Genomic DNA, 26726 nt, shown 5'->3' with positions numbered 1-26726 from the left:
CCGCGAAGCCGCCTCGCGACTGGTTTTTGCGCCCGGCACGCTTTTGGCGCCGTGTCGTGGCGCGATTCCGGAATACCCTAAATGAATGCTTCCGGAGGTCGTCTCGGACGAGGCGGATTGACAAAAGTCAGTGGAATCAATACAATGCAGTTTGTGTGCAATGCAGCACACATTTTTTCGCGTCGTTTTTTGTTAAACGTCGGTGCCGAAACTCTCGCATGACCGGGCTTTTTCCTCCGCTTCGCGCCCCGGTTACTGACCGTCCTTCGGTCTGGTTTTGGCGCCATTTTTTGGCACGCTGTCTGGTTGCGTCAGCGTGTTTGGATCAACCCCTGGCGACCTAGTCTTGCGAATGCCGTTGGCCGGTTTTTCGGGCTGACGAGTGGAACCCGGTCCTGCTTCTTCGAGGACCATCGGGTGAAACAAACCGAGTGTCGATTCCCTTTTGTCCATGGGAGCGATTTTCGTGCGCGTTCGACGGACTGTGGCCACAGAAAGGAGAGCCCATGTTCGCAACTCGTATCACGAAGTACGCACGTCACGCGGCTTCATTCATGCTTCACTTCGCCCACGGCGGTCTTCTCGTCGCTGGCCTCATCGTCACCCTGTTTGTTGCATCGCGGATCGCCAATCATGGCGTTCAGGGTCTTTCGCTCGGCAGTCTCATGGGTGGTTCGTCCACCAGCGTGGCGGTAGAAGAGGTCGAGCCCGAGGTGGTGGATGTCACCGACACCGCTCCGACCAAACTGAGCCCCGACCTGCAGCGCGTCAAGACCTACATCGCCAAGCGCTACCAGGTTTCCGCCGTGGCCCTCGAGCCCCTGCTCGCCGCTGCCCAGCAGACCGGTCGCAGCGTCGGCGTCGACCCGTTGCTGCTGGTGGCGGTGATGGCCATCGAGTCGCGTTTCAACCCCTTCGCGGAGAGCCCGATGGGCGCCCAGGGGCTGATGCAGGTGATTCCCAAGTGGCATCCGGACAAAGTGGATGTCAAGACCGACAAGGGCGCGATGTTCGATCCGGATACCAACATCCGCGTCGGCGCGCTGGTGCTGAAGGAATACATCCAGAGCACCGGCTCGGTCGAGCGGGCGCTGCAGCAGTACAACGGCTCCAGCGATCCGGCGGCCCCGTACGCCAACAAGGTGATGGCCGTGAAAGCGCAGCTCAGCCAGGCGGCGCGTAGCGGCGGCAAGTTTCTCGGCGTCTGATTTCGTCGCCGGTCCGCCTCCGGGAGCGGGATACCCGGCGTCGCATCTTCCTTTCCTGTGGTGTCGTCGCAACGATCCGCACGTGCCTGCCGGCGGCGTGCCGTTGCGATGCTGCTTACAGCACCTTGCGGATGCGTTCCGCGGCCTCGACCAGACGCGCCTCGGCGGTGGTGTAAGCGATGCGCAGGTGGCGTTCGGGGGCGTTGTCGCCGAAGTCGATACCCGGCGTGGTCGCCACGCCGGCCCGCTCGATGAGGCGTTGGGCGAGCTCTTCGCTGCTGTCGGCGAAGTCCCCGATATCGGCATACAGGTAGAACGCGCCCTGGGGTTCGGTCGCAAAGCGGAAACCGATCTCGCGTAGCGCCGGCAGCAGGGCGTTGCGGCGGTCTGCGAAGGCGTGGCGGCGTTCCTCGAGGATGGCCAGCGTGTCCGGTGCAAAGGCCGCGAGGGCTGCGTGCTGGGCAGGGGTGGATGGCGAAATGAAGAAATGCTGGGCGAGCTTTTCGATCTCGCGCACGTAGGCTTCCGGTACCACCATCCAGCCGAGCCGCCAGCCGGTCATGCCGAAGTACTTCGAGAAGCTGTTGACCACGAAGACGTCGTTCACACGGCTGAGGGCGGTGCTGGCCTCGAGGCCGTAATTCAGGCCCTGATAGATCTCGTCGACGATCAATACGCCGTTGCGGGCGGCAACCACGTCCCGCAAGGCGGCGATCTCGTCGAGGGTCAGCAGGGTGCCCGTCGGATTGGCCGGCGAGGCCACCATCAGACCGCGGGTGCGCGGCGTCCAGGCCGCGGCGACCTGCGCCGGCGTGGGCTGGAAGCGGGTGGTGGCGTCCACCGGCAGGGCTTTCGGGACGCCTTCGAAGCTGCGGGCGAGGTGGCGATTGGACGGATAGCCCGGATCGGGCAGCAGCCATTCGTCACCCGGATCGGTGAGGACGCCGAGGGCGAGCATCAGCGCGCCGGAGGCGCCGGGGGTGACGACGATGCGTTCGGGTGCCACGTCGGCGCCGAAGCGGTCGTGGTAGAAGCGGGCGATGGCCTCGCGCAGGGCGGTGAGGCCGAGGGCTGGGGTGTAATGCACGTGGCCGCCTGCCAGGAACTGGCGTGCGGCCTCGACGATGGGCGCCGGGCTCGGAAAATCCGGTTCGCCGACTTCCAGATGAATGATGTCGCGTCCCTCGGCCGCCAGGGCGTGGGCGCGCTTGAGGATTTCCATCACGTGGAAAGGCTGGATGTCGGCCATGCGGCGGGCGAGTCGGGTCATCGCGAAGTCCTGGTGTGCGGTTCTGATCGAACCGGCATTGTAGGACAGGCGGCGGTGGCGAGGCGCCCGACCGGCGCGGACGTTCAGGTGAAGTCGGGCCAGGCGGCGGGGCGTCGGTGCCAGGCGAGCTGGCGGCGGGCCAGATCGAAGTCGGCCAGTACGCTGAGCGGACCGCCGATTTCGGCGGCCACGTAATGCATCAGGCTGACCCGGTCGACGCGGCAGCGCAGCGTGGGCGCCGGGAACGCGTCGAGGCGTGCCTGGACGGCTGACGTGGGCCAGACGCCGGCGTACAGCCCGACGGTGACGTGAGGCGTGTACGGGCCGCTGGCGTCGTCGCGGGGCGGACCGGCGAGGGCCTGGTGCAGCTGCCCGATGGCGTTCTGGGGGTCGGTTACGGCCAGGAAGGGCGCCGAGCTGAAGCTGGCGAGCTGGCCGATGGCGATCTCGAAGGGCGCCGGGGCAAGGGTCGTCAGAGCGTCGAGCTGGGTGGCGAAGGCGCGTGGCCCGAAGTCGTCGGGGTGCTGCGGTGGATCGGTCGGAAAGCCGCACAGGCCGAGGGTGATGTGCGGCTGGCGCGTGTAGCCGTCGAGGAGCAGATCGGCCAGATGGTGGCTGGCCGCAGCAACGGCGCTACGCACATCGGCCAGATCCACGTCGAGGGCCCACAGGGCGTAGTGGGGCCGGCCTCGGTGCCACTCGGGAAAATCGCGACGCACGTTGGCGAGCGTCTGCCCCGCGGCGGCAAAGGCGGCGCGGGTGTGGGCGAGGACCGCCGTGTCGGTCACGCGGTGGTCGCCGCCGAACGTGATCGCGGTGCGGCGAGCCAGCGGCCGATGAGTGCGGCGAGGCGGGGCTTCTGCTGCTCGGTGACGTGGCCGACGGCAACCGCGACGGCGAGACAGAGCGCCATCACGAGCAGGCTGTTGTCGCTATAGCCGGCCAGGAACAGCAGGACCGGCGAGTGGAAGAGGTATAGCGCGAAGGTGTGCGAGGCAGATTTCTGAATCGCTTTCTGGGCGCGCGACAGCACGGGCCACAGCTGAGCGCGAAGGATGTGCAGACCCGCGAACAGGGTGACGAACAGCACGGCGATGACAAAATCGGGCAGAAAGCGCTTGCTGAAATGCAGGCTCGCGTTGATCGCTTGCTCGCCGCCAAAGTAATGGGCGGTGAAGATGAAGAGCCGGTCGTCGAAATTGGTGACGCGCATCCAGAGGTAGGCACCGAGGGCGCCGGCGACGAGCAGGGTGCCGACCAGCGGGCTGCGGGGAAGCCTGTGTTGATGGCGGTAGCAGGCGAAGCCGAGCAGCCAGATGGGCATGAGCAGCAGGATGTTGAAACCGGCCACCAGCGCCGCAACCGCGACGACGAGCAGGCGCTGCAGGCCCTTGAGGTAGAAGGCCGCGCCGAACAGCACGTAATACCAGGCTTCGTAGCAGATCGACCAGTAAGGCGCGTTGGTCGGGATGCCCTCCTGATAGTCGAGGAAGCGGTTGAGGAAGAAGGTGCTGGTGAGCAGGGTTTCGCCCCAGGTGAGGTTGTCAGGGATCGCATAATGCCCCGGCAGCAGCCGGCTGCCAACCTCGAAAAGGCCGTAGGCCAGCAGCAGCGAGGGCAGGGTGACGGAGTACAGCCGCGCGAGCCGGGCGGTGGCGTAGCCGGCAAGGGTTTTCTCCTTGTGCTCGGTGACGTAGGCGATGACGAAGCCCGAGAGGATGAAGAAGAAGATCACCGCGTCGTGGCCAAACGAGGCGAGCGCCGACAGGCGCGGGTCTTTCAGGTGTTGCTCGGCGTGGTGGAAGAAGACCAGTAGTGCCGCGAGGAAGCGGGACAGGTCGAGGATCAGGGAAAACGGCTTGTCCATGGCGTGCCACGCGAGCGGCTAATGCGGAGAAATTCAATTGACGTAGTTTATCGCGGCAAAATGCCCACTTTGGGTTGTTTGGTGTTTAATGTTGTTGACAAAAGATTAAATCTTGATTCTTTTTGATTGATTGTTTCCTGCTGTGTGGAGTTCGGTTTAAGGAGCGACGGCGTTAGAAACAGTGGCATGAGGTATCCGTCATGGCCGTGGCGCATGACGATGTGTATGATCGGGCCTCCGTCTGCTGTGCCGCGCTGGCGGGCCAGCGCCCGATGAACCCTTCAAACGGCTTGCGACTCCGTCGCCGGCCGTGTGAAACGATTCGACCATGTTAGGCAAGAACAAGGCTCCTTTCCTGCTCGCCCTCTGCGCGACCGCGCTGCTGGGCCTCACTCCGCGTCCGGCCCAGGCGGCCGACGTCACGATCACCCCGGTCGAATGGTTGGCGCTGCCCGATTTCTGCCGCGCGGGCATCCTCGGTTCGATCTACATCCACCGGGTGCCCTTCGAGTTGCGCGGCCAGGGCGACATTCCCGCCGCCTACGACGCCAAGACGATCGGGATTCCCGGGCCGCACCACTTCTGCTTTGGTCTTGTGCACCTCAACCGTGCCCGGCGTGGCGCCGAGAAGTTCGATCTGGCGATCGGCGAGATGAGTTACTCCTACGACCAGATGAACCGCAACTCGCCGATGTTCTCGTACGTCAGTGCCAACCTTGGCACGGCGATGTACCTGGGTCGCAAACGCGACCAGGCGACGCGGGTGTGGACGGAAGCGATCAACATGCAGCCGCAGCGCCGCGAGTCCTACCTGGCGCTGGCGGATGCCCTGCTTGGTGAGAACCGGCCCCAGGAAGCGCTGAAGGTGCTGCAGCGGTACGAGGAGAAAAAGGAGACCGATTACCCGGACGCCGAGCATTTCCTCGCCCAGACCTACTTCGACCTGAAGCAGTACGGCGAGGCCAAGACCCACGCCGAGCGCGCTTACGCGCTGGGCTACCCGGTGTTCGGCCTGCGCGAAAAGCTCAAGCGGCTCGGCAAGTGGTGAGCCCGACGGCACGCTGAGGGGGCATTCAAACAAAAAACGGCAACAATGAGGTGTTCATTGTTGCCGTTTTTGCATTGAGTCGGGGTGTCAGCGGGGGCGCAGGCTCTCGGGGATGGGGCGGGGGGCGAGCTTTTCGGCGGCGATCTCGAGGGCGTAGAGGGTGCCGCCGGTGACCAGCCAGGCGCTGACCCAGTCGGGCATTGCGCCGACGCCCGACCAGGTGAGGGCGCGATTTGAGGGGTGCATGTAACGTACTACGGTGGCGGCCTGGGCGGCCCGCTCGGCTTCCGCGCGGGCGACGCGTTCGGCCGTTTCCCGGGCTGCGGTCTCGGCGGCTTCGCGGCGTGCCGCTTCGGCGGCGGCTTCCTCGATGGCGCGCTGGGCCCGCTCTTCCTCTTCGCGCTCCCGCTTGGCGATTTCGGCCTTGATCCGTTCGGCGAGGGCTTCCAGCTCAGGGAGATCGTAGGACTTCAGTTCGGTCATGGATGCGGTGCGGCGGGCGAGGTTGCTGGCTGCGAAACGGGGTGGTCGATCGGGAAAATAGCAGTCCGAGGCCCGGACGGGGCGCAATATTATGCAGCATCTGCCTGATCCTTCACGACGAAAATCAGGTGATGCGGGCCACGGGCAGCGTGCTGAAAAACAAAACCCCCGCGGGCACGAGGCCGGGCGGGGGTGGGTGAGGTGGCGGCGGGCTGCGCTTATTCGGCTTCCGGCCGCATCTGCGGGAACAGGATCACGTCGCGGATCGCCGGGCTGTCGGTGAGCAGCATGACCAGGCGGTCGATGCCGATGCCGCAGCCGCCGGTGGGGGGCAGGCCGTACTCCAGCGCGCGGATGTAGTCGGCGTCGTAGTACATGGCTTCTTCGTCGCCGGCGTCCTTGGCCTGGGCTTGCGCCTGGAAGCGGGCTGCCTGGTCTTCGGGGTCGTTGAGCTCGGAGAAGCCGTTGGCGATCTCGCGGCCGACGATGAAGAGCTCGAAGCGCTCGGTGATCTCGGGGTTGCTATCCGATGCGCGGGCCAGCGGGCTGACCTCGACCGGGTAGTCGATGATGAAGGTCGGCTCCCAGGTCTCGGCTTCGGCGCAGGCTTCGAAGAGTTGCAGCTGCAGGCTGCCGAGGCCGCCGGGCTTCACCTTCTCGCCGAAGTCCTTGATCTTCTGGGCGAGCCACGCCGGGTCGGCGAGCTGGGCGTCGCTGAAGCCGGGGTGGTGCTTGCGGATCGCCTCGACGATGGTCAGGCGGTGGAAGGGCTTGGAGAGGTCGAGCTCGCGGCCCTGGTAGGTGAAGACTTCGGTGCCCAGCGCCTCGCGGGCGGCGTGGCGCAGCAGGCCTTCGGTGAAGTCCATGAGGGTGCGGTAGTTCGCGTAGGCCTCGTAGAACTCCATCATCGTGAATTCGGGGTTGTGGCGGGGCGAGAGGCCTTCGTTGCGGAAGTTGCGGTTGACCTCGAAGACCTTCTCGAAGCCGCCCACCACCAGGCGCTTGAGGTAGAGCTCCGGCGCGATGCGCAGGAACTGCTGCATGTCCAGCGCGTTGTGGTGGGTGACGAAGGGCTTGGCCGCGGCGCCGCCGGGGATGGGGTGCATCATCGGCGTCTCGACTTCGAGGAAGCCGTGGCCGGTCATGTAGTTGCGGATCGACTGCACGAGGCGGCTGCGGGCCACGAAGGTGTGGCGCGACTCGTCGCTCATGATGAGGTCCACATACCGTTGACGGTACTTGGTCTCGGTGTCGGTGAGGCCGTGGAACTTGTCGGGCAGCGGGCGCAGGCTCTTGGTGAGGAGGCGGATCTCGCTGCTCTTGACCGACAGCTCGCCGGTCTTGGTGCGGAACAGGGTGCCGACGGTGCCGACGATGTCGCCGATGTCCCAGTGCTTGAAGTCGGCATACACGTCCTCGCCGACGCCGTCGCGGGTGACGTAGAGCTGGATGCGGCCGGACAGATCCTGCACGGTGATGAAGCTGGCCTTGCCCATCACGCGCTTGAGCATGATGCGGCCGGCGACCTTGACCTCGACCGGCAGCGCTTCGAGTTCTTCGGCGGATTTTTCGCCGTAAAGCTCGTCGAGTTTGCCGGCGGTGTTCTCCCGGGAGAAATCGTTCGGATACGCCTTGCCGGTGGCGCGCCATTCGGCGAGCTTCTGACGGCGTTCGGCGATCAGGTGGTTTTCGTCCTGGGCGGGCGTGTTGGTCTGGTCGGACATTTTGGGCTCTTCAATCAACGGAATCGGGGCGCGGCGGCATCGCAAAAGGCCGCAAAGCCCTGAATTTTGACACATCCGCGCCCGCTCGTCGCGCGCCGGCCGCTGGCCGGGGCTGTGTCACAGGAAGATTTCGTCGATGTCGGACTGGATCTGGGCCTGACCGGCCGGGCTGACGATGCGCAGCTTGCCGCTCATCACCAGCTCGTCGAAGCCGTTTACCTGATTGCGCCCGTGCTCCTTGGAGTAGTAGAGGGCCTCGTCTGCGCGGCCGAGCAGCTCGGCCGGCGACAGGCGCGGGTCGATCCGCGAGAAGCCGAGGGAGCAGGCCACGTGGCCGACGCGGGGGAACTCGAAGCGTTCGACGGCGCGCCGGAAGCGGTCGAAGATGCTGTGCACGTGGTCTTCGGCGACGTTGCGCAGCATGACCACGAACTCCTCTCCGCCGAAGCGGAACAGCTTGTCGTTGCTGCGAAAGCTCTGGCGCATCAGGTCGGCGACACGCAGCAGCACTTCGTCGCCGAAGAGGTGGCCGAAGTTGTCGTTGATTTTCTTGAAGTGGTCGATATCCACGACGCCGAGCCAGCAGGGCTGGGTGAAGGGCTGGATCTGCTCGCGGCGTTCGAGGGGCGCCTTGCGGGCCTGCTCGGCGAGTTCGGCGGCGGCGATCAGGCGTTCGAAGTCGTCGTCGAAGGTCTTGCGGTTGAGCAGGCGGGTGAGGGTGTCGAGGTTGGCGTATTCCCACTGCTGGTGCTGGTTGTCGAAGCAGCGCAGAAACAGCTTCAGGGCCTCGCAGTCGGCCTCGCTGGGGGCCTGGGGGGTGTGGATCTCGAGCACCCAGCGGGCCTGCCCGAGCGCGCCGATGGCGAAGGCCAGGCGCCAGGTGTCGCCTTCCTGGCTCACCGCGTGGCCGAAGTCGGTTTCGAGGCTGCCGCCGAGCAGCGGATCGACGGGGAGCCAGGAGTTGCCGTCGCAGACGTCTTCCCAGTAAGTGTCGGTGCCGTCGGAGACACAGCAGCCGAGCAGGCCGACGGTGAGGTCGGGTGGGGTGAAGCGCACCGCGAAAAGCAGCCCGAAGCGGCCGTCGAGGAAGCGCATCGCGCATTCGGCGGCGTTGCGGAAGATGGTGCGCAGATCCCGCGTCCGCGACAGCGCCTCGGCGCCGGACAGGAGCGTCAGCAGGCGCGGGGACGGCGGCGTTGGGGCGGTGAGCGGGGACATGGCGCAACCGGAGCGGTTTCGGATGCGTGGAATAACGTCACCGCGATCAAAAACTGAACGGTGCGGTCGGATGTTAAAGGAGTGCTTCCTGCTCGCCTTTTTCGCGTCGCGTGCGCATCCAGCCGACCAGCGCGTCGAGCGGTGCCGGCAGGGCCGGCCCGTCGGCGAGGCGGGCCAGGAGGCATTCGTCCCGTTCGCTCAGCGGCCGTCGCGCCGGGAGACGCTCCAGATCGGCGGGCGACATTTTCCAGGCCTGCCAGCCGAGCCCCCGCTGCGTCCACAACGCGCCGGCGTGGAGCGCGATGGCGACGCCGTCGGGGTCGGGGTCGCAGGCGATCCAGGCGGGCGCGGGCAGGTGGTGCAGAAGCTGGCCCACCGCGAGGCGCCACCACGACGGCGGATAGCCGGGCAGCCACAGCACGGCGTCGTCGGGTGCGGCGGTACGTGCGAGCCGTTCGAAGCTCGTGCGGTTCTCGACGAGGCGCCAGCAGCGGGGGGGCGGTGTCGCGGCGGTGAGGGCGGCGACGGTGGCGGGCGTGAGCGCCGCGAAATCGGGTGCGGCGTCGAGGGCGAGCTGACGGGCGCCGAGGGCGAGGGTGGCGGGCAGGCGCACCAGGAGCAGCGGGGTGTGGCCGCTGATGCGGAAGTCGGCGAGGGTGAGGGCGCCCTCGAGCCAGCTGCGCTCCGCGTCGCTGAGCTGCTTGGTGTCGCCGCGGGCGAACTGGGCGAAATCCCGCCAGGTGCCGCTGCGGCCGTCGGCCTGCCAGGCTTCGAGGGCCACGAGCAGGGCGAGGCGGGCCAGGGCGCGGGCCGGCGGCAGGTCGTCGAGGCCTTGCGCGGCCTGGTCGAGTTCGGGGTGATCGAAGCGGCGCTGGCTGGCGCTGCGCCAGGCTTGCCGGTCGGCGTCGGGCTCGGGCAGGTCGAGCTGACGGCGCAGGGGGGCGGGATCGAGGAAGCGCACGCTGCGCAGCTTCCAGTAGCCGCGCTCCTGAGCTTCCTCGACTTCCACCGCGCCGGCGCCGAGCAGGCGCTGGACGAGACGGTCGGCGAGGCTGGCACGGGCGGGGCCGGCCTTGCGCAGCAGCGCGTCGTGGCGGAGCGGGCGGGCATCGGCGCGGCGCAGCCAGTCCGCCAGGAGCTGGCGTTCGTCGGTGGGCCACACGTCCAGTTCGAGGGGCCGCGGTGTGCCGCAGCGCAACCGCCGCTGGCCCTTGAGGCTGGCCCGCAGCGGGTCGTCGAGGCGGCAGCTGCGGATGCCCTGGGCGTCCGGCGGGCCCCAGGGCGGCACCGCGGGGCTCATGCCGAGTCGGCGCGCTGGATGAGCCCGATGGGTGGGGCCCAGTCGTCGCCGGGTTTCTTCTTGCGGGTGACCAGGGTGAGCTGGGCTGGGGCGAAGACGTTGGCGTTGTGGGTGACCGGGGTGGTGATGAGGTATTGGGCACGGGTGGCGCGCAGGAAGCTGCCGACCCGGTCGATGTTGGCGATGTCCAGGTGGGCGAAGGGCTCGTCGATGAACACGAAGCCGCCGGGGCGGGCCTCGTCCATCAGCAGGGCGATGAGCAGGATCAGGGATTTCATGACCTGCTGGCCGCCGGAGGCTTCGCCATCGTTGAGGCCGACGGCGCCCTTGCGGTCGAAGTCGAAGCGCACCTCGAGGCCGGCGGCGGACAGGGCGCGGTCGTCGTTCTCGAGATGCGGGATCGGGCAGTCCACGTCCACGTTGGCGAGCTCGCCGAGGGCGCGCAGGTTCTTGCCGTACTGGCGCACGGTGGCGCGCAGCTTGGCGATGTAGGCGGCACGGGCTTCGGTGGTGATCTGGCGGGCGGCGTTGCAGTGGCGCTCGCGTTCCTGGTACTGGCGTTCGCGCTCGGCCACGTCGGCGCGCAGGCGGGCGGCGAGGGTGAGCACGGTGTCGTCGGTGATCCAGTCGCCGTCGGCGAGGCGGACCTTGAGGCGTTCGAGTTCGGCGCGGGCGCCGCGGGCGTCGCCGTAGCGCTCGGCGAGCAGGGTGTTGGCGTCGGTGTCGCGCCAGGCGGCGGGCATGCCGCGGCGCAGCCGGCGCAGGCGCAGGATGCGGCGGGCCTGTTCGCCGCGGCCGGGGCGGCGGCGTCGGCGAGCTCCTTGACGCGGCGGGCGAGGCCGCCGATGTCGCGCTTGCGGCGGTCGAGTTCGATGTCGATGCCGCGCAGGCGCTCGTTGAGCTTTTCGACCGCGCCCTTGGCGTCGGCGCGTTCGCCGATGGCGGCGGTGAGGCGCGCACGGGCGGCGGGCAGGCCGGCTTCGGCGGCGGAGAAGGCGTCGGCGCGGGCGCTGAGGAGCTGGGCCGCCTCGATGCCGTGCAGCCGGGCGCGCAGGGCGTCGGCTTCCTCCTTGGCGGCGTCGAGCTGCGGGCGCAGTTCGCGCAGGCGGGCGTCGATGCTGTGCATGTCGGCCTCGCATTGCTTCATGCGCGCCTTGCGGGCGAGTTCGCCGAAGTGGAACTCGGCGGGCTTGCCGAGGTGACGGGCGCCGCGGCGTTCGCGGTGGTAGCCGTCGCGGGTGATCCACTCGGTTTCGCGAGGCAGGCGGCGGGCGGCGTCGGCGTCCTCGACGCGCTGGATGCGGCCGAGCAGGTCGGTGAGCCAGCGTGGCACGGCGTCGGCGAAGCGGATCACTTCGGCGAGCGAGCCGGCGGGGGCGGGCGGCGCGAGCTCCAGTTCGGGGACGATGAAATGGCGGAAGCGCTCGGCCTCACCCAGCGCCCAGGCGGCGTGGCGGTCCTGCTCCCGTTCTAGGAGCAGCACGTGGCGATAGGGGCGCAGCACCGCTTCGACGGCGCCCTGCCAGCCGGCGTCGGTGACTTCGACGATTTCGGCGAGCGCTCGGTGGGCGATGCCGGCGTCCTTGAGGCGGGCACGAAAGCGCAGGACTTCCGGGTCGGTGGGCGAGCCGCGACTGTCGCGGGCGGCGCGTAGCTGGGCGGTTTTTTCTTCGAAGGTGGCGATGGCCTCGCGTTCCTGGCGCTGCAGGTGGAGCAGCCGGGCGTCGGCCTTGGCGTAGGCCGCTTCGAGGTCCACGGCGGCGTCGCCGGCTTCGCGGGCGAGGCGCGCGCGCAGGGCGTTGCGCTCGGCGATGAGCTTGTCGGCGTCGCGCACTTCGTCGTGGGCGGCGAGGTGGGCCTTCTCGGCTTCCAGTTCAGCGTTGCGCGCGCTCTTGCGCTCGCGCTCGGCGGCATCGCGTTCGCGCTCGACGGCGGCGCTGCGTTGCTGCTGCGTTTCGAGTTCGTCGCGGGCGCGTTGCAGTTCGCTGCTGTCGCGGGCCAGGGCGTCGCGGGTGAGGGCGATCTCGCGGGTGAGTTCGGTGGCTTCGAGGCGTGGCACGATCTCGGTGGCCAGGGCGCGGGCCTCGTCGTCGAGCTGCTTCCATTCGAGGAAGCGGTCGGCTTCGAGGCGCTTGGCTTCGGCCTGGGCGCGCAGGCGGTCGAGATCGAGGCCGAGGGCGCCGAGTTCCCGTTCGGCGTTGTTCTGCTCCTCGCGGGCGAGGGCGTAGTTGTCGAGCACCTCCTTGTCGCCGAAGACGTCGAAGACGAGCTCGAGCAGCGCTTTTGGCGAGTATTCGCAGAGCTTGTCGGTGTCGCCCTGCTCCAGCGCCAGCACCTTGGCGATGGCCGGGGTGAGGCCGCCCCAGGCGAGGCGGGCCTGATAGTCGCGGTAGCCGACCCATTCGATGGATTTGTCTTCGCGGGCTTCGAGGGCTTCGATCGGCACGTCGCCGTCGGCGATGGCGTAGTCGCGGGTCCAGTCGCCGCCGGCGCGGCGGATGCGGCAGGCGAGGGTGACTTCGTCCTTGAGGCACGGGAAGAACGGCCGCTTGCCGGCGCTGCCGGGGCGGTTGGCGACCACCGCGCGAATCCACGCAAAGCTGCGGTTGGCGCGGCGTACGTAGCGGCGGAAGTCGCGCTTGCCGGAACAGCGCAGGCCGAACAGCGTGCGCAGGGCGTCGAGCAGGGTGGTCTTGCCGGAGCCGTTGGGGCCGACGATGGTGATGATCTGGGCGTCGAGCGGCAGGCTGAAACGGCGCCAGTAATCCCAGTGGACCAGTTCGAGTTGCTTGATGTGGAACATGGGCGTCAGTCGGTCGGGTCGTCGTCGGGATCGGGTTCGGAGGCGGCGAAGGCGTCGTGCTCGGGGGGCGGGTGGCCGGCTTCGGCGAGCACTTCGCCGAGGGTGCCGTAGATGATGCGGTCGGCGAGGATGCGGTAGTCGAGCAGCACGTCGAGCAGCGGGCCTTCGTGGATGAGGCCGCCGCGGCGTTCGATGAAACCGAGCTGGGCGAGGCGCGACAGGAGTTTGCCCTGGACGTAGGTCTTGTGGCCGAGCACTGGCGCGAAGTCGGCCAGCAGCGAGGCTTCCACGATGCTGCCGGCGACTTCCTCGCCGTGTTCCAGGGGGGCGTCCTGGCCGAACATGTCTTCCTGGCCGTCGTCGGCGAGCTTCTGGCGGTTGATCTGGCGCTCGCGCTTGGGCAGCACGATGAGCGCCCAGATGACCACCAGCAGGGCGAGCTGGTCGCGGGTGAGGCCGGCGTTGCTGGCGGCGTATTCGCGGCTGGCGCCGAACACGGGTTCGTGCACGTCGGGGGCGAGGGCGACGGCCACGTGCTCGGCGTAGGGGTTGTCGATGAGCTGCAGGCCGACAGCGCCGAGGCGGGCGTCGAGATCGACCCGGAAGGCTTCATCCACCAGCGCGCGGCGCACCTGCGGGTCGGTGCGCGGCAGGCTGCGGTGGGCCAGCAGGCGGGCGGTGAGGGTGCGGATCTGGTGTTCCATCAGGCGGCGGGCGATTGGGTTGCGTCGAAGTCCGCGTCGGCGGGCAGGGCGTCGAGTTGCGGCACGGTTTCGGGGGCGGGCAGGCTGCCGCGGGCGCCGACGAGGCCGGCGGACATGCGCGCGATCTCGTCTTCGCCGACGGCTTCGGTGGCGGCGTCGAACAGCACGTCGAGGGGCAGGCGCATGAATTCGCCGATCGGGCCGTCGGTGGGGCCGCCGTCGCCGCCGTCGGCCAGCAGGGCGAGCAGCGAGAGCCGGTAGCTCGCCGACGGGAAGCCGCCGCCGGCGACCATCCGGGCCAGCGTGGCGGGTTCGGCGCCGGGCTCGGTGAGGCGCGCGAGGCGTTGGCTGAAGTGTTGCAGCAGGCGCAGGTCTTCCTGCTCGGGCGCGCGGTTGGCGGGGGCGTCCTCGGCGGGCGGCAGCGCGGTGTCGGCCTCCATCCGGCGGGCGTCCTCGGACATGGCGAGTTCGGCACGGTCGAGCAGTTCGTGGCCGCCGGCGAGGAAGACGGTCTCGGGGGCCGGGGCGAGGGCGTCGCCGACGAGGCCGGCGAGGGCGCGGGCATCGAGTCCGCGCAGCCAGCGGGCCACGTCGCTGGACGAAATGCCGGAGCCGCCAAGGGTGACGCGCTGGGCCTCGATCTTGTTGAGGGCGCGCTGGAAGGCGGCGTCGACCCGGGCCAGGCGAGATTGGGCGAGGCCGATGCGCTGGGCGACACGGGCGAGCTCGAAGGGCACTTCGGGGTCGGCGAGCAGGGCGCGCAGGACCTGGGTGCCCTTCTCGATCCAGCGCATGTTGGCGGAGAGCTTGCGGCGGGCGTCGGCGATGCGAAATTCGGAGCCGGAGGCGATGGCGTCCTCGAAGTGCCAGGCGAGGTCGTTGAGCTTGCCCAGCAGGTGGCCCAGCGCCTCGGGGGTGACGCTGCCGACCGCCTGCAGGCCGGCCAGCTGGGCGGTGAGGAAACCCAGCTCCAGGTCGTCCTCGGTGCCGAAGCTGAGGAGCATGCCGATCGCGGCGACGGCGTTGCGGCCGATGTCGGACAGGGCGTAGTGGCTGTCGTCGCCGATCTCGAGCAGGCCGTTGCCGCGCAGCCGGCGCAGGGCGGTTTCGAGCTTGACCGGGTCGAGGAAGGCGAAGCGCTGGCGCAACTGTTCGGGGCTCCAGCGCGGCGATTCGCTCTCGCGGCCGATCTCGCGCAGCACCATCAGACGCATCAGCACTTCGGCTTCGCTGCCATGGAAGAGGGTGCTGAAGGCGGCCAGCAGCGGGCGGGCGGCGAGCAGCGGGGCGAGCTCGGGCACGTCGTCGGCGGCGACGCCGGGGGCGAGCAGTTCGTCGAGGCGGGCGTCGGTCATGGGGTCAGCGGAACAGGGCGAGCGCGGCGATGCGGCGGTCGATCTCGTCGCGCATCTGGCGATAGGCCGGGGCGTCCACACCGCCGAAGCGGGCCTGGAATTCGTCGGCCTGCATGTTCTCGGGCAGCCCGTCGATGGGCGGCAGCAGGGCCGCGTCGCCGATCCCGGCGGCTAGCGCAGCGGCGAGGCGTTCGGGATCGCGCGCGGCGAGCTGGCCGAGGCGGGTGCCGGCGCGGTCGGCGGCGAGATCGACGAAGGAGAAGCCGCTGCCGCCGTTCGCGTCGGCGATTTCCTTTTCGAGGCCGGCGGCCTGGGCCAGCGGTTCGCCGGCGGCGGCGGCGATGGCGGCGGAGATCACGAAGTGCTGGGCGAGGTCGCCGCGCTCGCGCAGGGTCAGGGTGAGCGGGCGGGGACGCGGCCAGCGCGCGGCTTCGGGAATCAGCACGGCGATGTTCTTGCCCGACAGGTGCAGTGCGGTGGCGAACAGCGCGTCGCGGTAGGCCTGGCTGCGCTCGCCGGGGCGGGCGGCGTTGCCGGCGTCGCGCAGCAGCGGGCCGAGCACGGCGGCGAGGGGCGCGCTGCGGCTGCCCGGTGCGACGTGGGCGGTGGCGTCGACGAGTCGCTGCCAGGCGGCGGCGAGGCGCTGGCGTTCGGCCGGGCCGATGGCCAGGGCGCGCGCCGAGTCGAGCAGTTCCGGTCGCCAGACATAGGTGATGGCGACGTCGCGAGGGGTTACCGCGACCTGCGCGATGCTCTGGCGCAGCAGGGCGACACCGGGCGCGAGGTCGGTGTGGCGCACGTACTGGTCGAGCAGCAGCTGGAACAGCGCGCCCGGCAGGGGCACGCGGCCGACGCGGACCTGTTCGATGGCGAGCTGGCGGCCGCTGACGCCGAGCTGGGCGCTGACGTTGAGGTAGCGCCCGAGGCTGGCGATGCCCGGCAGGGCGGGCAGCGCGGCGGTGTACTGCACGTCGGCGCCGCCTTCGCGAAGCTGCAGCGCGGCGCTGCCACGGATGCCGCGGCGCGCCGCGAAGTTGAGCAGGGTTTCGAGATCCGGCCCGGCGATGCGTACTTCGCGGGTGGCGTTGGGCGTCAACCGGCGTGGGTCGTTGCGGCGCAGGAGATCCTTGGCGCGGGCGATGGCGGCGGGCGAGAGAGCCTCGCCGCCCTGCACGAGGGGTTGGGCCTCGAGGGCGCGAACGGCGACGAACAGGGCGCCGCCGGCCAGCAGCAGGACGACTGCGCAGAGCCAGGCGAGGAGACGCGACATGGGGGAATCCGGAGGAGGTGAGGCGCCCGGGCGACCGGACGGGGAGAGGGCCGACGGCCCCCTCCGCCGGGATCAGACGCCCTGTTTGAGGCTGGCCTGGATGAAGCCGTCCAGGTCGCCGTCGAGCACGGCCTGGGTGTTGCCGACTTCGTAGTTGGTGCGCAGATCCTTGATGCGCGACTGGTCGAGCACGTAGGAGCGGATCTGGTGGCCCCAGCCGATGTCGCTCTTGGAGTCTTCGAGCTTCTGCTGCTCGCTCTGGCGCTTGCGCAGCTCGAGTTCGTAGAGCCGGGCGCGCAGCATCGACCAGGCTTCGTCCTTGTTGCGGTGCTGGGAACGGTCGTTCTGGCACTGCACGACGATGCCGGTGGGGATGTGGGTCAGGCGCACCGCCGAGTCGGTCTTGTTGATGTGCTGGCCGCCGGCGCCGGAAGCGCGGTAGGTGTCGGTGCGCACGTCGGCCGGGTTGATCTCGATCTCGATGGAGTCGTCGACCTCGGGGTAGACGAACACCGAGGTGAAGCTGGTGTGGCGGCGGGCGTTGGAGTCGAAGGGGCTCTTGCGGACGAGGCGGTGGATGCCGGTCTCGGTGCGCAGGAAGCCGTAGGCGTATTCGCCACCGACCTTGATCGTGGCGCTCTTGATGCCGGCCACTTCGCCTTCGGACTCTTCGAGCAGTTCGACCTGGAAGCCCTTGCGCTCGCAGTAGCGCAGGTACATGCGCTCGAGCATGCCGGCCCAGTCCTGGGCTTCGGTGCCGCCGGCGCCGGACTGGATTTCGATGAAGCAGGCGTTGCCGTCCATCGGGTTGTTGAACATGCGGCGGAATTCGAGCTCGCCGACACGGCCTTCGAGGGTCGCGACGTCGGCTTCGACCGACTGCATGGTGTCCTCGTCCTCTTCCATCGAGGCGAGTTCGAACAGATCCTTGCCGTCGGCGAGGCCTTGTTCGATTTCCTGCAGGTTGACGACGACCGCTTCGAGGGTTTTCTTTTCCTTGCCCAGCTCCTGGGCGCGGGCGGCGTCGTTCCAGATGTCCGGGTCTTCGAGTTGCTTGCTGACTTCGATCAGCTTTTCAGCCTTGGAATCGTAGTCAAAGATACCTCCGAAGTTCGAGCTCCCGGGCTTTCAGGTCGGCGAGCTTGTTGGAGATGGCGTTGAGGCGTTCTGCTTCCATGATCGGGGCCCTGGCGGTGCGGGAAAACTTCACATTATATCATCAGCTTCCGGCGCGGGCCCGGCGGGCGATGTGCCCCGCCGGGCCCGCGCCGGCGTGCTAGGCTTCTGGAATGGACCGACGGGGTTGAACATGAGCGGAACATCTATCGAGCAGCGGCCTGCCGGCGGGCGGGCGGGTCGCCTGTGGATCGCCCGGGTGCGGTCGATCGCCCTGCTGGCGGTGCTGCTCGGCCTGGCGGCGACCGGCGCGACGACCTTCGCCATCGAGCGTTTTCTCGGCGAGGAGCGTGCCCGGGCCGACCTCGCCCGCGACCTGGAGCGCATGACCCGCGTGCTGGCGCTCACGATGCAGGGGCAGCTGTGGGATTACGCCCGCGACAGCGCCGAGGGGATCGTCGAGGCGCTTGCCGCCGACGATCCCCGCATCGTCGCGGTGACGGTGACCGACGAGGCGAGCGGTCGTCCGTTTGTCGAGTACGCGCGGGGCGACGCGGTGGCGCCGGGGGCGGTGCTGCATCGGGTCGAGAACATCGAGGCCAACGGCGCGATGATCGGTCGGGTGACGGTGGCGATGACGGTGTCGCCCTACCTGGCGCTGGCCGGTGACGCGGTGCGTCGGACCTTGCTCATCACGGTGGCGATGCTGCTGCTGGGCGGGGCGCTGATGATGTTCTTCCTGCAGCGCCGCCTGTTGCAGCCGATGGAGGCGCTGGCCGCGGCGGCGCGGGGGCTGTCCACCGGCGACCTGAGCCGCGCGATCCGTCCGCTGCGCGACGACGAGCTGGGTGGCGTGGCGACGGCACTGGAAAACATGCGGGTGGCGCTGCTGGGGGCCTTCGAGGACCTGCAGGGCAAGAACCGCGAACTGCAGGCCCAGTCGGCCCTGCTCGAGCAGCGGGTGGCCGAGCGCACCGAGGCGCTCTCGAAAGCCAACGACGAGCTGCGCGGCGCGCTGGAGGCGTTGAAGAAGACCCAGAGCGGGCTGATCGAGGCTGAGAAGCTGGCCTCGCTCGGCAGTCTGGTGGCGGGCGTCGCCCACGAGTTGAACACGCCGCTGGGCAACGCGATGACGGTGGTGACGACCCTCGAGGATCTGCTTGCCGAACTGGAGCGGCGGGTGGCCGGCAACACCCTGCGGCGCTCGGACCTGGAGCGCCACCTGAACGAGGCGCGCGAGGGGCAGGACATCCTGCAGCGCAACGTGACCAAGGCGGCCGATCTGGTGCGCGGCCTCAAGCAGCTGGCGGTGGATCAGACCACCGACATGCGGCGCAACTTCGCCCTGGCGGAGGTGGTGGGCGAGGTGATGATCATGGTACGGCCGCGCTTCAACCACACGCCTTTCCAGATCGAGACCGACGTGGCCGAGGTGAGCATGGACAGTTTTCCGGGGCCGCTCGGGCAGGTGCTCACCAACCTGGTGCTCAACGCGCTGACCCACGGTTTTGCCGGTCGGGAGGCGGGCTGCGTGACGATCTCGGCCCGCCCCGGCGAGGACGGGTTGGTGGTGCTGGCGGTGCGCGACGACGGCGTCGGCATGGCGGCGGAAGTGCGCCGGCGCATCTTCGAGCCCTTCTTCACGACCCGCTTGGGGCAGGGTGGGTCGGGGCTGGGGCTGCACATCGCGCGCAACATCGTGATGGGGCTGCTTGGCGGACACATCGAGGTGAGCAGCGAAGTGGGGCAGGGGACGGTATTCACCGTGACGATTCCGCGGCTGGCGCCGCAGCGGCCGGCATCCTGAGCGCGGCTAGGGGCTTTCGGGGTAGTAGCCGGAATCGCGCATCTGTTTGTAGGTCGCCTGCTGGGCCCGGCGCAGGGCCTGGGCGGCGCTCTGGCCGCCTTTCAGGGCGAGGGCGATCTCCTGGCCGACCTGGTTGCCGATGGCCGGAAACTCGGGAATCGACAGCACCTGGATGCCGGTGTAGGGCACCGGCTTTGCGGTGGGTGCGCGTGGGTCGGCGCTGACCAGGGCGTCGAGCACGAAGTCGGCGAATGGCGCGGCGGTCTTGTAATCGGGATTGGCGTAGGTGGATCGGCGGGTGCCCGGTGGCGCCGCGACCCAGCCCTCGGTGGCCGCGACGAGGCGGATGTAGTCCTTCGAGGTGGCCCAGGCAACGAAGGCCTGGGCAGCTTGCTGGCGGGGGGTGGAGGCGGGGATGGCAAGCGCCCAGGTCCACAGCCAGTGGGCGCCCTTCGGGGTTTCGGCGATGGGCGCGGCGGCGTAGCCCAGGTGGGTGGCAACCTTCGATTCGCGCCGGTTGTAGAGGCTGCCGGCGGCGACGGTGGCGTCGATCCAGATGGCGCAGTGGCCATCGGCGAAGAGCCGGAGCGATTCGTTGAAGCCGTTCTGTTCGGGCTTGGGCGGGCCGAAGCTGCGCAGCACGTCCAGATACCAGCCGATCGCCCGGCTCCATTCGGGGGAGTCGATCTCGGGCGTCCAGTCGGGCCGCAGCCAGCGGCCGCCGAAGGTATTGACCAGGGTGCCGACGATGGCCAGGTTCTCGCCCCAGCCCGGCCGGCCGCGCAGGCAGATGCCGTATTGCCGGCGCTCGGGGCGGTGCAGGGCGTGGGCGAAGCGCTGGATGTCCTGCACCGTGGGCTGCGCCGGCATGACCAGGCCGGCCTCGCGGAACAGGTCGGTGCGGTAGTAGGTCATCGAGCTTTCGGCGTAGAACGGCAGCGCGTAGAGGGTGCCGTCGACGGTGAGCAGCTCGCGCACGCTGGGCAGGACGTCGGCGAGGTCGTAGCCGCCGGGCAGCGGACCGATCGGGGCGAGCCAGCCGCGGTGCCAGGTCTGCGCTTCGTTGGGACCGATGGTGACCACGTCGAACTGGCCGTCTCCGATGGCGAGGTCGCTGAGGGTGCGGCGGCGCAGGATGTTCTCCTCGAGCACCCGCCATTCGAGGGTGATGCCCGGATGGCTCTGCTCGAAGCGCTTCGACAGGCGCTGCATGACCTGCATCTCGCGGTTGTTGACGGTGCCGATGGTCAGTCGGACGCCGTTGCCCCGGGGCGCGGCGGGCGTGGCGAGGCCGTGGCGGGCGAGGATGCGGGCGAGGCTGCCGTCCTTCTCGAGGGCGGCGAGGCCGGCGTCGAAGGCCTTGCGCAGCCCGGCCTGGTCGGGGCGCGAGGAGGCGAAGGCGACGTGGAAGGGCGCCGGGAACAGCGCTGGCGACAGGAATTCGAGCTTGCCGATGTACTGGGGCCGCTGCAGCGCCATGAGATCGGCGGCCATGTACTTGTCGATGACGACGAGGTCGATGCGACGGTTGGCGAGCTTGTCGAGGTTCTGCAGATCGCGGGCGACGAGCTCCTTCTGCAGTGGCGCGACGGCGTCGGCGGCTGCGCCGGAGAGGCTGCCGCGGGTGAGGCCGAAGCGATGTCCGCCCAGTTCGAGCAGCGCCGCGGCGGGCTGGCGGGCGGCGTCCGCACGCAGGCGGATCGGCGTCTCCTTGCGCTTGAGCAGGCCGACGTGGTCGCCCGGGAAGGGGGCGGAGAGGGCGAAGGCGTCGCGCATGGCGCTGTCGGCATGCACCGGCATCCAGCCGTCCACCTCGCCGTCGAGGGCCATGCGGCGGGCGCGGTCGGGGGGGTAGAAGGTGATGTGGACGCGGTAGCCGCTGCGGGCGAAGGCGGCGGTGACGAGTTCGGGCACGTAGCCCTGATCGGGCAGGTTGGCGGCGGCGTAGGGTTCGCGTTCGACGGCGGCGAGGCGGACGGTGCGGCTGTCGTCGGCCCGCGCGGCGGTGGCGCCGACGACGAGGGCGATCAGGAGCAGGCCGAGGCGTGCCGCGTGGCGGCCGGCGCGCTCAGGCCGCGGGCGGGATGCCGTCGGCACGCTGCTGCGCCAGCCAGGCGGCCAGGTCGGCGCTCTCCATCGGGCGGGCGAACAGGTAGCCCTGGGCTTCGTGGCAGCCCATCGCGCGCAGGCTGTGGGCCTGGGCATCGGTCTCGACGCCTTCGGCGATGACGGCGAGCCCGAGGTTGCGGCCGAGCTGGACGACGGTCTGGGCGATGCTTTCGCCGGGGTTGCCGGCGGCCTGGAGCGCGGTGACGAAGGCCCGGTCGATCTTCAGCCGATCGACGTCGAGGCGCTGCAGGTAGGACAGGGACGAGAAGCCGGTGCCGAAGTCGTCCACCGCCACGCTGACGCCCAGGGCCTTGATGTCGCGGATCACGCCGGCGATGTAGTCGGGTTCGAGCATCGCCATGGATTCGGTGATCTCGAGTTCGAGCAGGGTCGGGTCGATGCCGGTGTCGGCGATGGCTTCCTGCAGCACCTGCAGGAAACGCGGGTGGCGGAACTGCGCCAGCGACACATTGACCGCCATGCGGAAGCCGGTAAAGCCGGCGGCGGCCAGGCTGGTCTGGCGGTGGCAGGCGTTGCGCAGCACCCATTGCCCGATGTTGATGATGAGGCCGGAGTATTCGGCGATGGCGATGAAGCGCTCGGGCGGGATCAGCTCGCCGCTTTCGGCCTTCCAGCGCAGCAGGGCCTCGGCGCCGATGACGCGGCCGCTGGCCAGGTCGATCTGGGGCTGGTAGCACAGGAACAGGCGATCGTGCTGGAAGGCGTTGCGCAGGTTGCGCAGCAGGCGCACGCGCTCCTGCACCTCGATGCCCATCTCCCGGTCGTAGTAGCAGTAACTGCCGCGGCCGACGGCCTTGGCGCGCTTGAGGGCGATGCTGGCGTTCTTGATGGTCTCGAGGCCGTCGCCGGGCACGTCGGCCAGGGCGACGCAGCCGAGGCTGGCCGAGAGCATCTGCTCGGTGTGGTCGATTTCGAAGGGGTCGTCGAACAGCGCGATGACGGCCTCGGGCTGCAGCAGGCGGGCCGCGCCGAGCAGGCCGAAGGTGTCGCCGTGAACCCGTGCGACGAGCACGCGGCTGGCGCTGTGTTCGAGCAGGCGGTCGGCCACGGCGCGCAGGATGCGGTCGCCGTAGGGGTGGCCCAGGGCTTCGTTGGTCTCGGAGAAGTGGTCCAGGTTGAGCAGGACCAGCAGGTCGTCGGTGTTGCCGTGACGGCGGCGGTGGTCGATTTCCTGGACCAGCCGGGTGCGGTTGGGGAGCTTGAGCTGCGGGTCGACGAAAGCCGAGGCGTTGAGTTGGGCGAGCAGGTCGAGGTTGTCCAGGCACACCGCCATGTTGGCGCAGAAGACCTCGATGAGCTGGTGGTCGGTGTCGTCGATGGGGGCCGCGGTGTCGATGTAGGCGGCCATCTGCATGCCGGAGTGGGCTCCCAGCAGCAACACCGTGCGCCGCTCGTTGAACAGGCTGACTTCGGTATCCAGGCTGCGCAGCAACATGTCGCGCGCCTCGTCGTCGTCGAGGCGGTTGAGCGGCTGGCCGAGCAGACCGGCGTAACGTCCGGCGGCGGCGACCACCCGCAGCCCGCTCGCGCTGATCGGCTCGCTGTCCTGGCGTCGGGTGATGATCAGGCCTTCCGGCGGCAGGCCCAGCAGACCGGTGATTTGGGTGATGACGCCGGCGGCGAAGTCGCCGATGCTGTGCTCCGCCAGCAGACGGGCGCTGCCGCGCACGATCAGGTCGAGGCCACGCCGGCTCGCCGAGATCACGTGGAGCTGGTTGTACGAGCGGATCGCCGCGGTGAGCGTGGTGTACAGCTTGATGCGGGTCAGCTCGGCCTTGGTCTTGTAGTCGTTGATGTCGTAGTCGCGGACGACTTCCATCTCGGGGGCGTAACCGGGCTGGCCGGTGCGCAGGATGATGCGCACTTCCAGCAGGTTGAGGCGGTCGCGGATGTCACGCACCAGTTCGAGGCCGGCGTCGACCTTTTCCATCACCACGTCGAGCAGCACCACCGCGATGCCGGTTTCGTTGGCGAGCAGCGTGCGGGCTTCGGCGGCGCTGTGGGCGTGCAGGAATTCGAGGGGCCGGCCGGCAACCAGGAGGTTGCGCATCGCGAAGACGGTGGCGCGGTGGACGTCGTCCTCGTCGTCGACGATCAGCACCTTCCAGCCGGGCAGGCTGGCCTGGGTTTCGTTGTCCTCGCTGCAGAACAGGATGTCGTCTTGTTCCTCGACCACCGGGCCTCCTGATGCATGATGAGTGACTGCGAAAGACGTTGACGGCCGCGCGGGCGGGGACTTTAGCTTGTCAGGGCGTGGCGGCTTTCTTGCAGGCCCTGTACTTGCTGCGGCAGCGGTTCGAACAGAGGAATTCGGTGTTGTAGTCGCCCTGCGGGCAGGCCAGCAGGCAGCGGCTGTTGGCGTTGATGCAATCGGTGACCGAGGTGGTGATGACGGCCGGGCGCGGGCCGTCCTGCTTGTCCTCGTCCTTGTCGGGCTCCTTGCTCATCAGGCGGAAACTGCCGCGTCCGCCGGCATCGCGGCGGCCGAGCAGGTAGTACTTGCCATCGAAGGCGGCGGTCTTGCAGTTGCCCACGAAGCGCATCACCGTGCTGGCGTTGAAGGGCACGGTGAAGTCGCAGCGGTCGCCCTGCATCTCGCCGGTGCTGACCGATGCCACGCCCGAAATGGGCGAGCCCGCCTTGACCCGGCCGACCAGCACGCCGTGCAGATCGCGCAGTTCGATGGTGACCGAGATCGGCCCGGCGAAGTCCTCGGGCAGCAGGAGGCCTTCGTAGCGCTTGTCGTCGTCGGCCCAGACGCTGCCGGCGGCGAGGCCGAGCAGTGCCGGGAGGACGATTCGACGGAGGATCGGCAGCAGGCGCATGGGAGCTTCGATTGAATGACGGGCGCCTAGAATACTTCGTTTGCGCCCAGGTAGCGCCATTGTCCGGGGGGCAGGTTACCAAGCATGACACGTCCGATGCGGACGCGCTTGAGACCGACCACCTTGAGACCGACGAGTTCGCACATGCGGCGGATCTGGCGCTTCTTGCCTTCGCGCAGCACGAAGCGCAGCTGGTCCTCGTTGAGCCAGCTGACCTTGGCCGGGCGCAGGGCGTCGCCATCGAGGGTCAGGCCGTGGTTGAGGAGCTTGAGCCCGTCCTCCGACAGCGTGCCCTCGACGCGCACGTGGTATTCCTTCTCGATGCTGGAGTCGTCGCCGATCAGGGCGCGGGCGACGCGACCGTCTTGGGTGAACACCAGCAGGCCGATGGAGTCGATGTCGAGCCGACCGGCCGGGGCGAGGCCGCGGTGGTGGCTGTTGAGATAGCGGTTCTCCGACGGGTCCTCGGCCCAGCGGTTCTCGGCGGTGATCAGCACGCTGGCGGGCTGGTAGCCATCCTCGGCCTGGCCGGAGACGTAGCCGACCGGCTTGTTGAGGAGGATCGTCACGCGGCTGTCCTGAGCGGTCTGGCCGCGGCGGTCGAGCTCGACCGCCTGACCCGGCTGGACCCGGGCGCCCAGCTCGCTGACGACGCGGCCATCCACGCGGACCCAGCCCTTTTCGATGTACTCGTCGGCCTCGCGGCGGGAGCACAGGCCCAGCTCGGTCATGCGCTTGGAGAGACGAATCGAGCCGTCGTCACGCAGCGGCGAAGGCTGGGGCGCGGGGCGCGGCTCGCCGGTCCATGGCTTGCGCTCGTGGCGCGGCGGGCGGTCGGTGGCCGGACGCTCGCCTTCGCGGCGCGGGCCGCGGTCGTCGGCACTGCGCTCGCCGTAGGGGCGGGACGGACGGTCGTCGTCGCGCCGGGGCGGACGGTCGCCGAACGGACGCGGCGGACGATCCTCGCGGGGCGGACGGGCGTCGTCGGCGCGGTTGCGGCGGGGCGATTCGGCGTTCGTCTGATCGGGGTAGGAGGCCTTGCCGCGCTTGCGCCAGGCCGGCGGTGTGGCGGGCGTGGCGGCGTTGTCGGCAGGGGTGTCGCCGGCGGGGGCGCGGGTCTTGAGCTTGAGCGTGCCTTCGCGGGTCGGCAGGGGCGGGCGGCGGCGGGGCGTATCGGTCATGGCGGGCCCTTTCAGGCAGCGGGATGCAGTTGTTGGAGGTCGGCCGCTTCGAGGTAGACCCATTCGCCTTCGGCCAGGCCGGCGAGGACGCCTTCGCCCAGCGCGAGGCCGCCGAAGCCGTGACGGTGGAGTGTGTCCACGTGGTTGCCGGCGGCGGCGATCATGCGCTTGACGACGTGGTACTTGCCCAGGTCGACGGACATTTCGAGGGTGCGCGGCGCGAGCAGACGGGCGGACAGCGCGCACACCGGCTGCGGCTCGTCGATCAGGCTGACGCCGGCCAGCAGGCGCTCGACGAGCGCGTCGGTGCCGTCCTCGGCGAGTTCGGCGCGGTAGATCTTGGGGACGTGCTTCTTGGGCGACGACAGGTTGTGGATGAAGGCACCGTCATCGGAAAACAGCAGCAGTCCGGTGGTATCCACGTCGAGCCGGCCGACGCTCTGGACGTTGCGGGCGACGAGCTGGTGGGGCAGCAGCGAATAGACGCCGCGGTGGTGCTTGGGCTCGTGGGAGCACTCGAAGCCGGCGGGCTTGTGGAGGGCGAGGTAGGTCTTCTCGCGATAGGCCCAGGCTTCGCCTTCGACTTCGAAGACGAGGCCGGCGGTGGGGATTTCGCGGCCGGGGTCGTCGACGACTTCGCCGGCGATGCGGACTTCGCCCAATTCGACGAGCTGCCGGCACTGGCGCCGGCTGCCGAAGCCCTGGTTCTGGAGGATGCGTTCGAGTTTCACGACGGTGGGTAAGGCTTGAGTAACCCTATATTGTCGTCGTGAAGGGCGGGATCGGCAACCGCCGATGCCTCAGCGACCGCGCAGGAACAGTTTGTCCAGGTCGGCCATCGACAGCTGGGTCCAGGTCGGGCGGCCGTGGTTGCACTGGTCGGCGCGCTCGGTGGCTTCCATCTCGCGCAGCAGGGCGTTCATCTCGGGCAGGGTGAGGCTGCGGTTGGCGCGCACCGCGCCGTGGCAGGCCATGGTGGCGAGGAGTTCGTTGCGGCGGGCGGTGACGACCTCGCTGGCCGGGTAGTCGCGCAGTTCGGTGAGGAGGGCGCGGATCAGCTCGGCCACCGGGGCGCGGGCGAGCAGGGCCGGCACGCTGCGCACGGCCAGTTCCGACGGGCCGGCGGGGCCGATCTCGAAGCCCATGCGTTCGAGCAGCGCCGCGTGTTCCTCGGCGGTGGCCATGTCCTTGGCGCCGACGCCGAACACCGCGGGGATCAACAGGCGCTGCACGCCGGGGGTGCCGTCGAGCACGGTTTTGAGGCGTTCGTAGAGGATGCGTTCGTGGGCCGCGTGCATGTCCACGACGATCAGGCCGGTTTCGTTCTGGGCCAGGATGTACACGCCGTGGAGCTGGGCCACCGCGTAGCCCAGGGGCGGGGCGAGGTCGCCGGCGGGCAGGGTCGGCGTGGCGGGCT

General features: G+C 69.1%; 21 protein-coding genes and 1 pseudogene. 3 read left to right on the top strand and 19 right to left on the bottom strand.

What is annotated here, in order from left to right; genetic code table 11:
• The first annotated feature begins 554 nt into the window (after positions 1-554).
• Positions 555-1208, top strand: coding sequence for a lytic transglycosylase domain-containing protein (locus tag ACE3P2_RS04805; protein WP_374261635.1), 654 nt, complete (start codon positions 555-557; stop codon positions 1206-1208).
• Positions 1209-1323: 115 nt separating this feature from the next.
• Here ACE3P2_RS04805 and ACE3P2_RS04800 read toward each other — a convergent pair whose 3' ends face one another.
• The 3 genes from ACE3P2_RS04800 to ACE3P2_RS04790 all read right to left on the bottom strand — a co-directional run bounded on the left by ACE3P2_RS04800 (position 1324) and on the right by ACE3P2_RS04790 (position 4345).
• Complete coding sequence (locus tag ACE3P2_RS04800; protein ID WP_374261633.1) at positions 1324-2478, bottom strand: pyridoxal phosphate-dependent aminotransferase; 1155 nt, start codon at positions 2476-2478, stop codon at positions 1324-1326.
• An 83-nt stretch (positions 2479-2561) separates the two neighbouring features.
• On the bottom strand, positions 2562-3266 hold the full coding sequence (locus ACE3P2_RS04795) for a 2'-5' RNA ligase family protein (RefSeq protein ID WP_374261631.1): 705 nt from the start codon (positions 3264-3266) through the stop codon (positions 2562-2564).
• Entirely contained in the window at positions 3263-4345 is a 1083-nt protein-coding gene (locus tag ACE3P2_RS04790; protein ID WP_374261629.1) for an acyltransferase family protein, read from the bottom strand. Before ACE3P2_RS04790 ends, ACE3P2_RS04795 begins: the two co-directional genes overlap by 4 nt.
• A 328-nt stretch (positions 4346-4673) precedes the next feature.
• On the opposite strand from ACE3P2_RS04790, the gene ACE3P2_RS04785 reads away from it, so the two are divergent.
• On the top strand, positions 4674-5393 hold the full coding sequence (locus tag ACE3P2_RS04785) for a tetratricopeptide repeat protein (RefSeq protein WP_374261627.1): 720 nt from the start codon (positions 4674-4676) through the stop codon (positions 5391-5393).
• Between the two features lie 87 nt (positions 5394-5480).
• Here ACE3P2_RS04785 and ACE3P2_RS04780 read toward each other — a convergent pair whose 3' ends face one another.
• From ACE3P2_RS04780 to prfB, 10 genes are all read right to left on the bottom strand, one after another.
• Positions 5481-5876: an H-NS family nucleoid-associated regulatory protein gene (locus tag ACE3P2_RS04780; protein WP_374261625.1), complete on the bottom strand. Its 396-nt coding sequence runs from the start codon at positions 5874-5876 to the stop codon at positions 5481-5483.
• A gap of 218 nt (positions 5877-6094) precedes the next feature.
• Complete coding sequence (lysS, locus tag ACE3P2_RS04775; protein ID WP_374261623.1) at positions 6095-7600, bottom strand: lysine--tRNA ligase; 1506 nt, start codon at positions 7598-7600, stop codon at positions 6095-6097.
• A 117-nt stretch (positions 7601-7717) separates the two neighbouring features.
• Complete coding sequence (locus ACE3P2_RS04770) at positions 7718-8818, bottom strand: GGDEF domain-containing protein (RefSeq protein ID WP_374261620.1); 1101 nt, start codon at positions 8816-8818, stop codon at positions 7718-7720.
• Between the two features lie 73 nt (positions 8819-8891).
• On the bottom strand, positions 8892-10118 hold the full coding sequence (locus ACE3P2_RS04765; protein WP_374261618.1) for a hypothetical protein: 1227 nt from the start codon (positions 10116-10118) through the stop codon (positions 8892-8894).
• Complete coding sequence (locus tag ACE3P2_RS04760) at positions 10115-10396, bottom strand: hypothetical protein (protein WP_374261616.1); 282 nt, start codon at positions 10394-10396, stop codon at positions 10115-10117. The genes ACE3P2_RS04765 and ACE3P2_RS04760 overlap by 4 nt, the downstream gene beginning before the upstream one ends.
• Complete coding sequence (locus ACE3P2_RS04755) at positions 10393-12921, bottom strand: ATP-binding protein (RefSeq protein WP_374261615.1); 2529 nt, start codon at positions 12919-12921, stop codon at positions 10393-10395. The genes ACE3P2_RS04760 and ACE3P2_RS04755 overlap by 4 nt, the downstream gene beginning before the upstream one ends.
• Before the next feature lie 5 nt (positions 12922-12926).
• Positions 12927-13625 carry a hypothetical protein gene (locus tag ACE3P2_RS04750; protein ID WP_374261613.1) on the bottom strand — a complete coding sequence of 233 codons (699 nt, stop codon included), beginning with the start codon at positions 13623-13625 and terminating at the stop codon, positions 12927-12929.
• Positions 13625-14980, bottom strand: a complete 1356-nt coding sequence (locus ACE3P2_RS04745) for a hypothetical protein (RefSeq protein WP_374261611.1) — start codon at positions 14978-14980, stop codon at positions 13625-13627. The genes ACE3P2_RS04750 and ACE3P2_RS04745 overlap by 1 nt, the downstream gene beginning before the upstream one ends.
• A gap of 4 nt (positions 14981-14984) precedes the next feature.
• Positions 14985-16250, bottom strand: coding sequence for a hypothetical protein (locus ACE3P2_RS04740; protein WP_374261609.1), 1266 nt, complete (start codon positions 16248-16250; stop codon positions 14985-14987).
• A 72-nt stretch (positions 16251-16322) separates the two neighbouring features.
• Positions 16323-17427 (bottom strand): peptide chain release factor 2 gene (gene prfB / locus ACE3P2_RS04735; RefSeq protein WP_374261608.1). Its coding sequence is split into 2 segments (ribosomal slippage): positions 16323-17345 and positions 17347-17427, totalling 1104 coding nucleotides; the frame shifts between segments, so codons are not numbered across the junction.
• Positions 17428-17559: 132 nt separating this feature from the next.
• Here prfB and ACE3P2_RS04730 point away from each other — a divergent pair.
• Entirely contained in the window at positions 17560-19173 is a 1614-nt protein-coding gene (locus ACE3P2_RS04730) for a sensor histidine kinase (RefSeq protein ID WP_374261606.1), read from the top strand.
• A 6-nt stretch (positions 19174-19179) separates the two neighbouring features.
• On the opposite strand, the gene ACE3P2_RS04725 is transcribed toward ACE3P2_RS04730, so the two are convergent.
• From ACE3P2_RS04725 to mutL, 6 genes and pseudogenes are all read right to left on the bottom strand, one after another.
• Positions 19180-21270, bottom strand: coding sequence for an extracellular solute-binding protein (locus ACE3P2_RS04725; protein WP_374261604.1), 2091 nt, complete (start codon positions 21268-21270; stop codon positions 19180-19182).
• Entirely contained in the window at positions 21242-23479 is a 2238-nt protein-coding gene (locus ACE3P2_RS04720; protein ID WP_374261602.1) for an EAL domain-containing protein, read from the bottom strand. Before ACE3P2_RS04720 ends, ACE3P2_RS04725 begins: the two co-directional genes overlap by 29 nt.
• Positions 23480-23549: 70 nt before the next feature.
• Positions 23550-24128 (bottom strand): hypothetical protein, encoded by a 579-nt coding sequence (locus ACE3P2_RS04715; RefSeq protein ID WP_374261600.1) that lies wholly within the window; start codon positions 24126-24128, stop codon positions 23550-23552.
• A 26-nt stretch (positions 24129-24154) separates the two neighbouring features.
• A complete protein-coding gene (locus tag ACE3P2_RS04710; protein WP_374261598.1) occupies positions 24155-25309 on the bottom strand; it encodes a pseudouridine synthase in 1155 nt (384 codons plus the stop codon).
• Between the two features lie 11 nt (positions 25310-25320).
• Positions 25321-26040 carry a pseudouridine synthase gene (locus ACE3P2_RS04705; protein ID WP_374261595.1) on the bottom strand — a complete coding sequence of 240 codons (720 nt, stop codon included), beginning with the start codon at positions 26038-26040 and terminating at the stop codon, positions 25321-25323.
• Positions 26041-26109: 69 nt separating this feature from the next.
• A pseudogene (mutL, locus tag ACE3P2_RS04700) lies at positions 26110-26726 on the bottom strand (DNA mismatch repair protein MutL); the annotation flags it as partial.

Source organism: Zoogloea sp. (assembly GCF_041911615.1).
Classification (GTDB): Bacteria; Pseudomonadota; Gammaproteobacteria; order Burkholderiales; family Rhodocyclaceae; genus Zoogloea.
The sequence above is the reverse complement of the archived record's forward strand: the minus strand, read 5'-3'. Positions and strand labels throughout refer to the sequence as shown.

Excerpts from the sequence above, each read along its gene's own strand:
- ACE3P2_RS04760 (WP_374261616.1), bottom strand. The coding sequence starts at position 10,396 with ATGAAATCCCTGATCCTGCTCATCGCCCTGCTGATGGACGAGGCCCGC.
- ACE3P2_RS04710 (WP_374261598.1), bottom strand. The coding sequence starts at position 25,309 with ATGACCGATACGCCCCGCCGCCGCCCGCCCCTGCCGACCCGCGAAGGC.
- ACE3P2_RS04715 (WP_374261600.1), bottom strand. The coding sequence starts at position 24,128 with ATGCGCCTGCTGCCGATCCTCCGTCGAATCGTCCTCCCGGCACTGCTC.
- ACE3P2_RS04805 (WP_374261635.1), top strand. The coding sequence starts at position 555 with ATGCTTCACTTCGCCCACGGCGGTCTTCTCGTCGCTGGCCTCATCGTC.
- ACE3P2_RS04745 (WP_374261611.1), bottom strand. The coding sequence starts at position 14,980 with ATGACCGACGCCCGCCTCGACGAACTGCTCGCCCCCGGCGTCGCCGCC.
- ACE3P2_RS04765 (WP_374261618.1), bottom strand. The coding sequence starts at position 10,118 with ATGAGCCCCGCGGTGCCGCCCTGGGGCCCGCCGGACGCCCAGGGCATC.
- ACE3P2_RS04780 (WP_374261625.1), bottom strand. The coding sequence starts at position 5,876 with ATGACCGAACTGAAGTCCTACGATCTCCCTGAGCTGGAAGCCCTCGCC.
- ACE3P2_RS04755 (WP_374261615.1), bottom strand. The coding sequence starts at position 12,921 with ATGTTCCACATCAAGCAACTCGAACTGGTCCACTGGGATTACTGGCGC.
- ACE3P2_RS04740 (WP_374261609.1), bottom strand. The coding sequence starts at position 16,250 with ATGTCGCGTCTCCTCGCCTGGCTCTGCGCAGTCGTCCTGCTGCTGGCC.
- ACE3P2_RS04730 (WP_374261606.1), top strand. The coding sequence starts at position 17,560 with ATGAGCGGAACATCTATCGAGCAGCGGCCTGCCGGCGGGCGGGCGGGT.
- ACE3P2_RS04750 (WP_374261613.1), bottom strand. The coding sequence starts at position 13,625 with ATGGAACACCAGATCCGCACCCTCACCGCCCGCCTGCTGGCCCACCGC.
- ACE3P2_RS04800 (WP_374261633.1), bottom strand. The coding sequence starts at position 2,478 with ATGACCCGACTCGCCCGCCGCATGGCCGACATCCAGCCTTTCCACGTG.
- ACE3P2_RS04785 (WP_374261627.1), top strand. The coding sequence starts at position 4,674 with ATGTTAGGCAAGAACAAGGCTCCTTTCCTGCTCGCCCTCTGCGCGACC.
- ACE3P2_RS04790 (WP_374261629.1), bottom strand. The coding sequence starts at position 4,345 with ATGGACAAGCCGTTTTCCCTGATCCTCGACCTGTCCCGCTTCCTCGCG.
- lysS (WP_374261623.1), bottom strand. The coding sequence starts at position 7,600 with ATGTCCGACCAGACCAACACGCCCGCCCAGGACGAAAACCACCTGATC.
- ACE3P2_RS04770 (WP_374261620.1), bottom strand. The coding sequence starts at position 8,818 with ATGTCCCCGCTCACCGCCCCAACGCCGCCGTCCCCGCGCCTGCTGACG.